Genomic DNA, 12,532 nt, shown 5'->3' with positions numbered 1-12,532 from the left:
ATACCAACCAGCTTTGGCCGCCAAACAAGCTTCCCTTATCAACCATTAAGATATAAACCCTGAAAACCAGCAGGCTCAGAGGATGAGCAAAGCTTATAAAAATAAAGCATGCGTGTATTGTTTAAAACGCCAATCTATAGATGGGGACCATGTCATTGCGCGCCAATTTTTTCTAGCAGAGCAAAGAGACAAGCTCCCAAAAGTCCCGGCCTGCAAGGATTGCAATAATGAAAAATCTCAGCTTGAGCACTATCTAACTACCGTATTACCATTTGGCGGAACCCATGCCTCGTCAAGTACCATGTTAAGCACGCTTGTACCAAATCGCTTAAAAAGAAATTTGAAGCTTTACAACGCCCTTATAGCTGGAGCGGTCATTAATCCCAATCGTGGCAGGCAAAAATCATCAACAATTCCATTTGACGGGAGCTCATTGACTAGACTTTACGAGCTCATAGCTAGGGGCTTGGCCTGGCATCATTGGAGACTCCTAATTAATGAGGATTATGTTGTTAGAGCTGGATTTTTCATTAATGAAGGGGTTCCATTTTTTCAACGCCTATTGGCGATGAACGCTACAAATCGAGTATTTGGAAATTTTGGCAATGGCGTTTTCCAATATGAAGGTGTGCAAGCTATTGAATGCCCTCAATTAACAGTATGGCGAATGTCGTTTTATGGCGTAGAAGTGGGAGGGCACTCACAAGGCCCGCAGTATCGAAGCAGTCAAGCGTTTTGTATAAGCGCTTCAATTCATAGCACCATCATACGAGACTTGCCGCATTTATTTTGGGGTCAACAATAATCAGGTCCATGGATACCGCCCCATTTACAAGCCAAATATCTATTTAAAGAAATGGATTGCTGGACTATCCTGTTACAGTTAACGCGCAAAATCCTGACATATGGATGTTTTACGCCATGAGCATCTTCGAAATGGTGGAGAGTAATTTTCATAGCCTGACTCCTTTTGACAAATTAAAACCAATCATAGGCTGGCTTTAATTACGTATGGAAACTAGCTGGGCCGGTATAACCTCGTTTCCCGCCGCATCATGTCTATTTCCATGCCATTGAATAAACCATACCTGAAAATGCTATTCACCTGCCATCTTCAGGAAACCATAAAATAACGCAAACAAGATAAAACAGACTATAAGAATAAGTGCGCGATTAGGCCGGTTCGGCTCTTGCGTAATGGTTTGCTCGCTTGGTGTTGAAGGTTCACCAGCTTTTGGGGTCAGCTTTTCTCTGTAGCTGAGTCCGGTACCAGGCAAGCCAATATTACCCATCACTTGGTCACCCTTGATATTCAAGTCTAGGCCACGCTTGCCAATGGATATGCTCGCGCCCGTCTTTGAGAAATTGAGCCTCAAATATTTAGATATTGATATTCGTTTTTGAAAGCGAAAGCCCATTTTTTAATCCCCAGCACGTTAGAGATTTAAAGCATACCCCTTTAACGTGGCTCATGGTGCGAGCCGCCCTCACCCCTGCAACCATTGAACCTCTGCAAGAGTTGCACCCCTGACAAATTGTCACCCCCACCCCTAAAAATTTCCCAATTTCAAAATGGGGTAAGGCATACCCAAAACCCGATTTATGCAGCCGGGGTCTTTTAGTTGGGGTCGCACCTAGGCAAGTCCTCACCTTTGCACTCTGAGAGCATAGTGAGCGTTTTATAAATAATCTCATTGAGATATTCAATGTCTATGGTCGTGCCATAGTCAGCGTGAAGCAAGTGCCTAATTTTCTCCGGCATAGCGAGAAACTCCGCCTTGCAAGTCATGACCTTGTTTGCATACCTTGCCTCTACTGGCTCCATCAATTCCAACTCGCCACGCTCGAGCGCAATCTCAATCTCCAATAATTGCCGTTGTAGTTTTTCTTTGAGAGTGCGCTCATAGGTGAGGTCAATAACCTCACCAGTAGCGGTCTTGGCTTTCTTCATTGGGCGCCAAATTGCTTCATTGCTTTTTGGATGACTAAATCTACGTGCTCCTGGCTGGACTTGGGCTTTTCTTCATGCAATGCCTGCATGATGAGCTTTACCATGCGCACTAATGAGGCTTCTGCGAACTCATCGACTAAAGCGGTAATAAGGTTTATATCACTTCGAGCCTTGGTATCCGTTGCCGTTAAATGCTTTTCAGAGAACTGGGCTAATTCCGCTTTCAGATTTCCACGCAATGCCTGAAGCTCCTCTTTTGCCTGCTCGTAAGTGATGGGGTTATCTACTGTCATGATGGCTTCCTTTATGGTTTAGTTGAATGTTCTAAATGAACAAGTGCTTGATTGGCAAAACTATGGATAAGGGCAATATCTAACTTAATGCCATAGCGCTTCTTGGTTTGCTTGATGATTTCTTTCTCTGCGAGCAAGAAGTGCTTTTTTATAGTCGCCGTAAAGTGAGGCCACTTAAATTCCCATGATTTCAAGTTGATGACCTCTAGGGCGCGTTTATCGAGTTTCATCTGTAATAGTTCTCGCTCGCAGCGCTCTTTCTTGGCTCGCTCTTGCATCAAATCTAAATCTTCACCTTCCACACCAATGGCAGCAGTATGACCACTTGCAATCGCTCTTTGACGTGCCATGTAAGCCCTTGCAATCTCGTCTAGGCTCATGGTTTTGTAATCGATTCCTAGCTTTTTCACTTGCTCTGAGGCAGCGGCTTTAGTGATGCCTAAATGGCTGGCAATTTGCTGGAGACTAGTCATGTCGTCAACCCCCCTAGTGAATTTTGAGAGAACAGAAATTTCGGGGTCTTTCAGCGCCCCGGGCTAACTCGCTAGGAAGTACCTTTTTAGTTTCGACAGGGTGCTTAGCTCTATTCATCACCCGAGCCCTCGCTATTGGCCTTGTATTGGTCTAGGTCTGGCAATAAGGTAGCCACCTTACACAATAGGTCTAGGTGCAGCCCTACAAGGTGCGGCACCCTGTTATCCATTGACCACTTGGTATAGGCGTTCTTGCTCATGCCTAGGTAGCGCACAAACTCGGTGCGCTTCATGCCTAGGCTTTTGACCTTCTCACTGAACTCTTGGTAATCCATTGCCATCCCTCTAAAGTAATGCGATACCTCGCATTATATTCTAATCACTCTAATTGAGTGCTTATTATATTAAATAGCACTCTTGTTTGACATAACGCCAGTTATACGCAAGCATCAATCGCCCGCTAAGCCATATAGAATATAGGTTTGTCATATTAGAACATAGTTATTTGGTGCTATAAATAATTATTCGCACTCTTAAAGAGTGTTTTAATGTTGTATCAAGGCAACGTAATTTATCCCTTTGGATAGAGATAGTGAAAGCCCTAGGCTTAAGCTCTTCTTAAGGGTGTAAACTTGAGTCCTCAATAAAGAGACGGCTACCTTACGGGTGACATATAACAGAGAGCTAGACTTTCGACCCGTTTGGCGGCCAAACCCACAAAATATGCAAAGTTATGCGGTCCTAATCGATGGTGGGTTTGCCAAAAGAAGACTTGGCACACAAAAATCACCAGCAACAGCAGACTCCTTTCGCCTTTTAATTGAGGCAATCAAAGATTCGTCGCTTTTATCCCCAATGCGCCTTCATAGAGTTTATTACTATGATTCAGTGCCACTAGAAACAATTCATGAAAAACCTCTAGAGGGTGGCTTGGTTAAATTTGGAGAGTCTGGATTGGTAAGTCAATCAAAGCAGCTCTTTGAGCAACTAGCACATCAAGAGCATTTAGCCCTTCGTCTAGGTGAGCTGGCTTTCAGGGGTTGGTCCATTAACTCAAAAAAACTTAAAAAATCTTCCGGCAAGAACCCCAGTATTACATCCGATGATTTAGTGCCAAACATTATTCAAAAGGGGGTTGATATGCGCATTGGGATGGATATTGCAGCCCTTACTTTAAAAAAGATTGCAAGCGTGATAGTCCTTGTGACTGGAGATAGTGATTTTGTACCCGCCATGAAATTTGCAAGGCGAGAAGGTGCGGAGCTTTACTTGGTTCCTCTTGGGCAAATGGTTAAGCACTCAATGATTGAGCACTCCGACATTGTTTTGGATATTCAAGTGGGCACTCAAAAAATAGAGCCCGCCAAAACAGCTTGATAAAAGCTATTATTTTTTTAAATAAGGGTTTTGTGGGGCAATAGCCCCACCCTGATACAAACCCGCTTAGGCTTTCGTTGGCGCAAAGTTTCGCGCTTGACGGCGCATTTCACGGGCTAGTAAGTGGCCGTTATCTCTAAACAGGCGCTCTACTGATTGAGAATCAACTGCATGAACGTGTAAATGCGTATCTCCGCCCATACCGCCACCAGATAATGAGTCTCTCAATGGGTTGGCAATGTGCGCTGGTAATACCATTTCGCTTGCGTGCAATTGAGTCAATGGGTTTGCTCCGGCTGGAATATCAAAGCCACCCGAGGCAGAGAATAGCGCCTTAGAGCCCTGACCTAAAGCCATCATCGATTCATAGGCAGCAACCGCTAACTCGGGGCCAATGATAGGAATAGAAGCAAGCGCAGCCGCGGCACCCGTTGCCATCTCTGCCGTATTGACATCAACCACGGCATTACCCTCAACCCTCTTTGCCTCTGCTATCGAAATATCCTCGGTCATTCCTAAGGCAGACCTAATTATTGAGCCCGCTTTAGATAGCCCTGTTTTAGCCAATTCAGTAGCCGCCCAATTTGCGACCATCTTCACGCCAGCATTTACAAATTCGGCAATGATGGATTGCAATAGATTGCTAATGGCTTTTTTCAATGTCAGCGTACCGGCAATCATGCCGTTTATAGACTGACTAATTGCGCTAGTGACTGGCTCAAACATTTTTGACCAATCATCCTTCGCTTGCTTAGCCATTTGGGTATTGATTTGCTCAACCTGTAGCGCGTGCTGGCGCTCAATCTCTAGTAGCTTGTTTTTTTGCGCCTGCAGCGCAACTGGGTCTTGAGTCGGGTCGAGCTTTTGCGCTTCTATGCGAGCTTGTTGAGCCGCTTGCATGATTTCAAACTTACGACTTTCAAAGTCTTGCGCAACTGCTAAAGACTGAGCGGCAGTGATTTGACCTGTTTCAAACTTGCGCTTGTTGAGCTCCTCTTCCATCTTGAGCGAGTCTAATGCTGATTTTTCAGAGTCGCTAATCTCAAGCTCGGTCAATCCCTTGCGGTCTTTAGCGGCTTTCTTTAAAATTTCTAAGTCCGCCTCAGCAATCTTCTTAGTGACGGCCGTCTTTTCTTGGGCTGTCATTCTTTGAGTCGCTAGAATATTTGCCCAGTACGCCTTTTCCTGCTCTTTGGACATTTCGCGCAAATCATTTTCTTGCTGGTAGTAAACCTTAGCTTCTGCGAGCTTAGATTCCCACTCACCCATTTTTGATTCTTTACCGGAGGCTGGGGCTGATTTAGTTCCAGCGGGCGGCTTCTCAGGTGCATCTTTCGTAATAGACATAATTTTATGGAGTGATTTTCCCGTGTCCTTAACATCGTCACGCAGCGCTTTTAAGTGCTTAGCTGCCGCTCCTTTAATTTCAGCCATGCCTTTATCCCAGGCAGTAGCGGCTCCAGCAAAATCAAAGTTAAGAGCTTTGACAATCACAACTCCCAAAGATTGAATTAGGGTAACTAGAGATTGAATTGAAGTCTTGATTGCCTCCGAAACCGTCAGGATTCCGAGCTTTAAGAATTCAAAAGTAATCATGAAGGCCGTAACGGCGCTGCCTGCGCTGTATAAACCGCCCGTCATCACGGAGACAAAGGTATCAATAATGCTTAACGCCCCTTTGATTACCTCACCAATCACGATAAATGCTTCCTTGACTACGGCGCCAGCGGCAGAGGCAGCCTCACCAAAGGCTTCAAAGAATCCTTTAATCAATGGCATGGCGGCAATGACCATTTCTGATACGCCCTTGGCTACATCGGTAAGTGCAGGGATAACGGACTCACCCATGTTCTTAGCAAAGTAGCCTGTAACCTCCTTGGCTTCATTCATGGCCAGTTTGTATTGCTTGGCGGCCTCCATGCTTTCCTTGGTTGGTCCAATTCCGGCGGCGCGTAATTTATTGGCTTCTGCCTCAGATTCCAAAGTCATCTTGCTAAGCTGGTTAGCTTCTTGGGCGGCCCTACCAAAAAATTGCTGTGCTACTACGTTTCTATCGGTTCCGGCCTTGTATTCGTTCATGGTTGCTACGGCATTAGCCATGATGGTCTTTTGGTCAAGCAATTCGCCTTTTGAATCTCTGGTTTGAACACCTAATCGATTAAGTCCTTGTTCATTGGTGCGAAGTTGCTTATCCAGCTTCATCGCCATGCTTGTGTAATCTTCGGTAGAGATTCCAACAAGACCCAATTGAATATTGAGCTTGGCGGCTTCATCCGTAGTCATTCCCATGACCTGAATAAGCTGCTTAACTGCTGCAACTTCTTCAAGTGAAGCATCTACTGCTTCCTTAAACAATTTTCCACCTGCGAGAACCGCAGCGACTTCAACCATAGCGCCTTGCAGCACTTTGAATGAATCACCCAGACCTCCAAGGGAACCCTTCATATCGCCGATTGCGGAGGAAACCGAGGCTTGGGCCTCTTTCATTGCCGCTACTAGCTCCGAGGTATCTGCCCCGATAATAATTTGTGCGTCATTTGCCATATTTGCTCTCCTTTAATGAACGATGGATGGATTTTGGTTGCTAAAAATTGGAATTCTTCGAATTGCGATAGTGGCAAGTTCGTCAATCTTGTAGGTCACTGTTTGCTCACCGCTGCCCAGGTGAACAATAAAAACGCTTTTCTCGTTTTGAGGGTGGATTTCGGATGACCAATACCACTGAGCATCAAGACTAGATTCATGATTATTGAAAATCAGGATTAGCTCTTGAATTGTTGGCAACAAGCCGCCGATAGACTTGGCCCATCGAGCGGCTCCCAGCCATGTCATCTCATTGACTGGCTCTTGCAAGAGAACAAGGTGATGCAGAGGTTTGCCGTTCTTGTCATAAATGATTCCGACATAACGCTCACCTAATGCTAGGGAAAGCCCATATTCTTTAGCCCTGAGGTGAACTCTTTTTACCCCACTCAATATTTGGGTTTTTAATTTAGAAAAGAGGTTCATTATTTTTTCCCCTTAACTATGGCCTGTTTTTTACCAAAAGTAGATGCGTTGACTTCTTGAAAGGCCTTAAGCAGCACCCCGATATTAGAGGCATCTATATTCCATTCAAAAAGTTCACGATTGACTTCGGGGTGATTGCGTTTCACTCCAAAATAAAGGCCATCAATCAAAGCATCTACTGTGTCGGCGTTAAATTCTTGACCTACTTTGTCAATATGATTAATTATCTTTACCATCCCAACTAGCGGAATGGATGACAAAGTAAATTCTTGGTCGGCGATGGTGATTTTTGTAGACATTTTTAATCCTTTTAAATTATTTGTTGGGTTACTAAAGGGCGCTAAATGGCTCCCAGCGAGTTTGTTTTCTGTGGACATGACATTGAGTGCAAGATTGGTCTCGCGCCCCGTAGCGATTGTTTTGGTTTGGTTTGGGTGTATTTGCTTCATACCAAAACCCCTTGCTCAGCTTGCTTGGCCTTCGGTGCTGGAGGCTTGCTTGTTGGTGTGGCCTCTGCCTTATTGTTTTTAAGATTACTCAATGAGGCGGGGTCTAGTCCAATGAGACGGCAAATTGAATAGAGTTTGTTGTAAAGGTTCCTGGCTTCGACCATGTGGTCAGGGTCCATGTGCTTATCATTGCAGACACTTTGCAAGTGGTCCTCAAGACCCCAAAAGAGCTCTGATATTTCTGCCTCGACCACTTCGCTCATGTGGGCGGTATTGTCCGGTGCCGTGAGCCCCATTTCCTCGGCGAGTAGCTTTACATGGATTCGATGAAGGATGACCAAATCAGTCTCCCCGCAATTTTTTTGCTCAATGCGAACCTCATCATTCAACACGGCATAAGCCATGTCATAAATCTGCGTTAATTGTTCGTTCATTTTTTTCTTTCTTAATTTAATTGGCATAAAGGAGATTGCTCATAGTCATCAAGCCACTCTTGTAGTTCTGTATCTAATGAATTATTTGAAAGAGAGTTAACTTCTTTTAATACAAGCTCGTCTTTACTCATCTCATCTCTACTCATCTCATCTCTACTCAGGAGCTTTAATGAAGCTTTAGGGGTAGCTTGAAGGTTGGCTTCAAGGCTTCCTTTACGCTTTAATTGGGTAATTTTTCCCCCGTTTGAACCACCATCGGATTGCTTTTTATTGCGCTCATTGAGAATTTGTCTGTATTGGTCTAAATCAGGGCTTCTCAACTCACCATCGTTAATCTCAAAGAAAGAGAGAACCGACTGGCTGAGCGCACCATCCACCTCGTCGGCTGGCAATCCCAAATAACGGGCCAGCTTTGGAGGGTCTGAGGGCACACTTGCATTAACCCAGCACTCGCGCCGGAGAAGGTCAAACAAACCCTTCTCCTGGAGTGTCATCAAGCGATAGGTGCGATTAGCCAATATGTCGCTTGCGTATTCTTGATAGGCTGGGGCTTTACGTTTCTTATCCGCCATGCTGACCGCCTTTCGCATGACCATTTTTAAATAACCATCGTCCAATGCATTTTTTTCCTTCTGGGCTCAATGAGTAATAGCCGGGCCTGCATGGTCGCCCATCCCTATCAAGACGCTCCCTGCGCTCGCATTTAAGGTGCATCTCACCCAATCCACGGCGACGCAATTCAGCTAAGAGCTCAGGACCGTTTGAGGCTCCGGCAATTTCATCAATTGAGGTGCGTGAGATTTCTTTGAATTTTGCGAGCGCCTTCAAGACTCGAATATGACGAGGATTGTCAGTACCCAAAAAATAAATTGATTTTGGGTTAATATTTGTCTTGAAGAGATTTAATTGCTTTTGTTCATTCGACCCATTAGCCCCTGCAAGAGCTTTTGGGTTTTTTCTTGCCTGCTTTTTCATGCGACCACCTCACCATTTAAAAGCTTGGCAACCTCAGAGGTGGGCCATAACAGACGGGCACCGACCTTTAAAGGCTTGATGCCGTAGCAGACTCCGGTAATACAGTAGTTTTTGCGTACCGTTTTTGGCGAGCATTTAAGAGTATCGGCAAACTCTTGAGTGGTTAAAACTTTTTGTAATTCCATGATGTTTAAATCTCCTATACATAACCCGATTGCTCGGTATGTGTAGACAATATTCATCATGTTTAGGTATGCCAATGCTAGAGCGCCAACCATCGCCAACCATCGCCAAGCATCGCCGTTAAGCGCTAAATTACTGCTTTAATCTTCTAAGTCTATCCCCAAGTTTCTTAATGTTAAGAAATTCGGTATTGGATGAGCCTTGCCATTTAATCTCACCCTCAGCTTCTCCGATTAAGGTCGGATATTGAGATTTTTTTTCTATGTTGCCGGCCCAAGATGCAAGCATACTGTGTACGTCTGCATTGCCAACAACATCAGCCCTAATAAGACACTCGTTATATGCGTCAATAATTACGGGTGTAATTGCATCCCTAAATTTGCTATGTCCCTTGGGGATATATTTTTTACTATCCATAGGCTTGAGAGCTTCGCCTCTATCAATCACTTTAGAACCTTGCACCTTAGCCATAAATGCATCTAGGTTTTCTTTTTTAATTACCAAGGAAACATCATTAGGCACATGAAATGATGGGTGCCACTCACCACTAATCAACTCAACCATCCTGATATATGTACCTTCGGAGTCAATCAGAATGGTATTGACTAGAGAAGTTTCAACGCTCGAGACCTTATTGGTCGACAGTTGTGAACGCATTACCTTTAATACCTGGACTAAGTTGCCACTCTCCAGGACAAAATCAGGATTGCAATTGGAAACCATTCTTAAGGTCTCATCAAATTCAATAAAACGCCCGTCTATAAATTCATGTTGAGACCCAAAATTCTCAGGAACATCATTGCTTAAGGTTGTGCCACGCTCATAAGGGATTGCGCCAGCTAATTCAGCAGATAGCGTTAAAGAGCCGTCAAGAATTAGGTCAATTACGCGGCGCTCATCACTTTCCAATCGCTTGGCTACCTCATCAAGGTATAAAAAATTTCTTTGATTACTCATAACCTGCACCCTTTCTAGCGCAATCTTTCATTGGGGGCGCGTGGCTTCATCGAATGAAAGTGTCCGACTTTCGGGAGCTACCCTAGCCACGCGTTAAAGCCAATTATCTCAATGCGAGCGCGCCGTTTCAAGGTGTCGCAAAGACCGATAAATCACCAACAACTAACCCGCCTGCTCCTGTATCGGGACCAGCAAATACCGCCCACTTTTGAAGCGCTTTAATAGAAACGCGCCCTTGTGGTCTCGGTCAAGCAGTAAGGCTTTAATGCATCGAACTTTGAAGGGTTTAGGGTTAATGGTCACAACGTGCCCGCTCTTTTACGAATTGAACGGCAACAACTACATACATGGCCTTAATGTCTTTAGGCTTTAAATGAAAAGGTTTATCACCTTGCAAAGATTGAAAGTAAGACGTACCATTAAGAGCGATACCCTCTAAGCAAAAAACATTAGTAGAGCCATCCTTAGCGACTAATACAACGTCATCATCTGTATCAGGCTTTAAGCGTGTATCAACGATAACGCGCTCACCATCACGCAATCTGGGAGCTAAGGCATTGCCTTTGACTACGAATGAGAGATTGAATTGATTGTTCATGACCGCTCCCCCTTCAATGTGTGGAGGCGCATTTCTATTTTGCTGTTGGCGTAAGAGCAAACTAAGGCTAAGTCTGATAACTCGCTTAATTTGTTATTGGCAACGGATAGGGCTGAAACTAAGCGTTGAACCGTTAAATAAAGGTCGCTGAATGACACCTTATCGCCATCAATATTTGGCACTTCTTCAAGTGCTCCACAAATCATTGAGATAAGCTCTTTAGTGCCATGTGCCTCACACTCAAGGATAGTATTGAAGCCACTTAAATCTTTATCGCTAAAGGTATCGCCGTGCTCATGTATGAGGTGAGCCAATCGGTCTAGCGGACGGATTGACACACCCTCGAAAAAATTAGCTGGGTTTGATTGCTCTGCTGAGGCTTTGCTATTTGCGCGGCTCATGCTGACTCTCCCTTCAAATCATTCAAACACTCTTGAGTAATTTCATTGAGTCTTATCAAGCAATCAATCTCTTCAAAACCACGACTAATTAATAAAAGTAGATTGGGGGTCGATTGACTGCAAGTTGCATAAAGCCCAATGGATGATTTCCCATTTTTGGCCTTATGATGGTCGTCAGATATAAATACCGAGAGGTTGCTAGTTACCTCAGACCATTGCTCTGCCAAACTGCTGACATACCATTGGTCCGAATCTAGCGCACGCAAATCACTTGCTGATAGCTGGTCTCCAAATTTATCCACCATCTGAAGCAATGCCTTTGCTGGGGAGAATGCCCCAATAATGATGGGCTCTTTCGCCTCCTGAGCGCCGTCTTTGCTTCTTTCTACACCTTTACTACCATTCTCTTTAAAATCAATCTTAGCCATGATGCAGGCCTCCTTTAAGTGATGCATTGTGGTTAGATGGTGGTTTGCTCTGAACAGCTCTCCACCATCGCTTTTGCCTGTTAGGGTCAGGCTCCCTTACTGCTCACTACCAAACGCTTAATCTTTGGAATGCGATTCTTCTTTGCTTGCCATAAATCCCATTGCACCTGCATACCTAGCCATAGGTCTGGCGAAGTGCCAAGCCAAGCCGATAGCCTTAATGCCATGTCTGCAGAAATTCCAGCTTTCCCATTCAATATTTTGGAAAAGGTTGGGCGCGAGACCTTTAATTGCTCAGCCGCATCCGTTACCGTTAAATTCTCGGGCATCCATTCCCGCAATACTTCGCTAGGATGGGCTGGGTTACGCATGAAGCTCTGCCACGCTCAGTCTTAAACCAACGGAATGCAAAATTCTATTCATGGTGTCTAGTGTTGGATTACCACCCTCAGCCAATGACTTAAACAATGTCTTCTCACCTAGTGATGCGCAACGGGCTACCTCTGCCATGCCGTGAGCCTTGGCAACTTGTCGCAATGCCACCAAAAGCGCCCCTTGGTCTTCTAGCTCCATAACAGCATCTAAATACGCTACCGCCTCTTTTGGGTCTGTTAGCGATAGGGCTAAACTGTCCTCGTAGCTTTTATCTCGTTTACTCATGGCTTACCTCGTTTTTTCCAATCATCCAAATACTCAATGGCCCGCTTAATGGCTCGGTCTTGGTCACTCTTATCGCTACCGCATAGCAATAAAACAATCTCATCACCTTGCCTACTTAAATACACCCGGTATCCTGGGCCGTAATCAAGTTTCAATTCTTGAACCCCTGCGCGCAACGCTTTGCAGTCCCCGCGGTTTCCGGCTTCCACTCTAGCTAGTCGGGCGCGAATCTTTGCCCTTGCTTGAATGTCCTTTAAGCCATGAAGCCAATCTTCAAAAGGTGCATTGCCTTGCGTATCGGTGTATATCTTGAGTTTCATTATAGTATCTTTTGGAATACTGCC

General features: G+C 44.8%; 21 protein-coding genes. 2 read left to right on the top strand and 19 right to left on the bottom strand.

Features of this window, described 5'->3' with window-relative positions; genetic code table 11:
• The first annotated feature begins 82 nt into the window (after window positions 1-82).
• On the top strand, window positions 83-805 hold the full coding sequence (locus tag A8O14_RS02700; RefSeq protein WP_068948101.1) for a hypothetical protein: 723 nt from the start codon (window positions 83-85) through the stop codon (window positions 803-805).
• A 292-nt stretch (window positions 806-1,097) separates the two neighbouring features.
• Here A8O14_RS02700 and A8O14_RS02695 read toward each other — a convergent pair whose 3' ends face one another.
• The 5 genes from A8O14_RS02695 to A8O14_RS02675 form a co-directional block, all read right to left on the bottom strand.
• Window positions 1,098-1,418: a DUF4236 domain-containing protein gene (locus A8O14_RS02695; protein ID WP_068948100.1), complete on the bottom strand. Its 321-nt coding sequence runs from the start codon at window positions 1,416-1,418 to the stop codon at window positions 1,098-1,100.
• A 200-nt stretch (window positions 1,419-1,618) separates the two neighbouring features.
• A complete protein-coding gene (locus tag A8O14_RS02690; protein WP_068948099.1) occupies window positions 1,619-1,951 on the bottom strand; it encodes a hypothetical protein in 333 nt (110 codons plus the stop codon).
• Complete coding sequence (locus A8O14_RS02685; protein ID WP_068948098.1) at window positions 1,948-2,244, bottom strand: hypothetical protein; 297 nt, start codon at window positions 2,242-2,244, stop codon at window positions 1,948-1,950. Before A8O14_RS02685 ends, A8O14_RS02690 begins: the two co-directional genes overlap by 4 nt.
• An 11-nt stretch (window positions 2,245-2,255) precedes the next feature.
• Window positions 2,256-2,717, bottom strand: a complete 462-nt coding sequence (locus tag A8O14_RS02680; protein ID WP_068948097.1) for a hypothetical protein — start codon at window positions 2,715-2,717, stop codon at window positions 2,256-2,258.
• 110 nt (window positions 2,718-2,827) lie between these two features.
• Window positions 2,828-3,058, bottom strand: a complete 231-nt coding sequence (locus A8O14_RS02675; protein ID WP_228385100.1) for a hypothetical protein — start codon at window positions 3,056-3,058, stop codon at window positions 2,828-2,830.
• Between the two features lie 382 nt (window positions 3,059-3,440).
• On the opposite strand from A8O14_RS02675, the gene A8O14_RS02670 reads away from it, so the two are divergent.
• Window positions 3,441-4,094 carry an NYN domain-containing protein gene (locus A8O14_RS02670; RefSeq protein ID WP_082913078.1) on the top strand — a complete coding sequence of 218 codons (654 nt, stop codon included), beginning with the start codon at window positions 3,441-3,443 and terminating at the stop codon, window positions 4,092-4,094.
• 66 nt (window positions 4,095-4,160) lie between these two features.
• On the opposite strand, the gene A8O14_RS02665 is transcribed toward A8O14_RS02670, so the two are convergent.
• From A8O14_RS02665 to A8O14_RS02600, 14 genes are all read right to left on the bottom strand, one after another.
• Window positions 4,161-6,638, bottom strand: a complete 2,478-nt coding sequence (locus A8O14_RS02665; RefSeq protein ID WP_068948095.1) for a phage tail tape measure protein — start codon at window positions 6,636-6,638, stop codon at window positions 4,161-4,163.
• Window positions 6,639-6,650: 12 nt separating this feature from the next.
• Entirely contained in the window at window positions 6,651-7,103 is a 453-nt protein-coding gene (locus A8O14_RS02660; protein WP_068948094.1) for a DUF1566 domain-containing protein, read from the bottom strand.
• Window positions 7,103-7,552, bottom strand: coding sequence for a hypothetical protein (locus tag A8O14_RS02655; RefSeq protein WP_068948093.1), 450 nt, complete (start codon window positions 7,550-7,552; stop codon window positions 7,103-7,105). The genes A8O14_RS02660 and A8O14_RS02655 overlap by 1 nt, the downstream gene beginning before the upstream one ends.
• Window positions 7,549-7,986, bottom strand: coding sequence for a hypothetical protein (locus A8O14_RS02650; protein WP_145915328.1), 438 nt, complete (start codon window positions 7,984-7,986; stop codon window positions 7,549-7,551). The genes A8O14_RS02655 and A8O14_RS02650 overlap by 4 nt, the downstream gene beginning before the upstream one ends.
• Window positions 7,987-7,997: 11 nt before the next feature.
• Window positions 7,998-8,558, bottom strand: coding sequence for a hypothetical protein (locus A8O14_RS02645; RefSeq protein WP_068948091.1), 561 nt, complete (start codon window positions 8,556-8,558; stop codon window positions 7,998-8,000).
• Window positions 8,548-8,961 carry a hypothetical protein gene (locus A8O14_RS02640; protein WP_228385099.1) on the bottom strand — a complete coding sequence of 138 codons (414 nt, stop codon included), beginning with the start codon at window positions 8,959-8,961 and terminating at the stop codon, window positions 8,548-8,550. The genes A8O14_RS02645 and A8O14_RS02640 overlap by 11 nt, the downstream gene beginning before the upstream one ends.
• Window positions 8,958-9,146: a helix-turn-helix domain-containing protein gene (locus A8O14_RS02635; RefSeq protein ID WP_068948090.1), complete on the bottom strand. Its 189-nt coding sequence runs from the start codon at window positions 9,144-9,146 to the stop codon at window positions 8,958-8,960. The genes A8O14_RS02640 and A8O14_RS02635 overlap by 4 nt, the downstream gene beginning before the upstream one ends.
• 130 nt (window positions 9,147-9,276) lie before the next feature.
• Window positions 9,277-10,101: a hypothetical protein gene (locus A8O14_RS02630; protein WP_068948089.1), complete on the bottom strand. Its 825-nt coding sequence runs from the start codon at window positions 10,099-10,101 to the stop codon at window positions 9,277-9,279.
• Between the two features lie 292 nt (window positions 10,102-10,393).
• Window positions 10,394-10,699: a S24/S26 family peptidase gene (locus tag A8O14_RS02625; RefSeq protein ID WP_068948088.1), complete on the bottom strand. Its 306-nt coding sequence runs from the start codon at window positions 10,697-10,699 to the stop codon at window positions 10,394-10,396.
• On the bottom strand, window positions 10,696-11,100 hold the full coding sequence (locus tag A8O14_RS02620; RefSeq protein ID WP_068948087.1) for a hypothetical protein: 405 nt from the start codon (window positions 11,098-11,100) through the stop codon (window positions 10,696-10,698). Before A8O14_RS02620 ends, A8O14_RS02625 begins: the two co-directional genes overlap by 4 nt.
• Window positions 11,097-11,528, bottom strand: a complete 432-nt coding sequence (locus A8O14_RS02615; RefSeq protein WP_068948086.1) for a hypothetical protein — start codon at window positions 11,526-11,528, stop codon at window positions 11,097-11,099. The genes A8O14_RS02620 and A8O14_RS02615 overlap by 4 nt, the downstream gene beginning before the upstream one ends.
• Window positions 11,529-11,614: 86 nt before the next feature.
• Window positions 11,615-11,899 carry a HigA family addiction module antitoxin gene (locus tag A8O14_RS02610; RefSeq protein ID WP_068948085.1) on the bottom strand — a complete coding sequence of 95 codons (285 nt, stop codon included), beginning with the start codon at window positions 11,897-11,899 and terminating at the stop codon, window positions 11,615-11,617.
• The gene (locus A8O14_RS02605) at window positions 11,892-12,188 is read right to left on the bottom strand and encodes an addiction module antidote protein (protein WP_068948084.1); all 297 of its coding nucleotides are present in this window, start codon (window positions 12,186-12,188) and stop codon (window positions 11,892-11,894) included. The genes A8O14_RS02610 and A8O14_RS02605 overlap by 8 nt, the downstream gene beginning before the upstream one ends.
• Window positions 12,185-12,508, bottom strand: coding sequence for a type II toxin-antitoxin system RelE/ParE family toxin (locus A8O14_RS02600; protein ID WP_068948083.1), 324 nt, complete (start codon window positions 12,506-12,508; stop codon window positions 12,185-12,187). Before A8O14_RS02600 ends, A8O14_RS02605 begins: the two co-directional genes overlap by 4 nt.
• Window positions 12,509-12,532: the final 24 nt, after the last annotated feature.

The sequence above is a fragment of the Polynucleobacter wuianus genome (assembly GCF_001659725.1).
Classification (GTDB): Bacteria; Pseudomonadota; Gammaproteobacteria; order Burkholderiales; family Burkholderiaceae; genus Polynucleobacter; species Polynucleobacter wuianus.
Note: the sequence above shows the minus strand (reverse complement) of the source record. Positions and strands in the feature narration are given on the sequence as shown.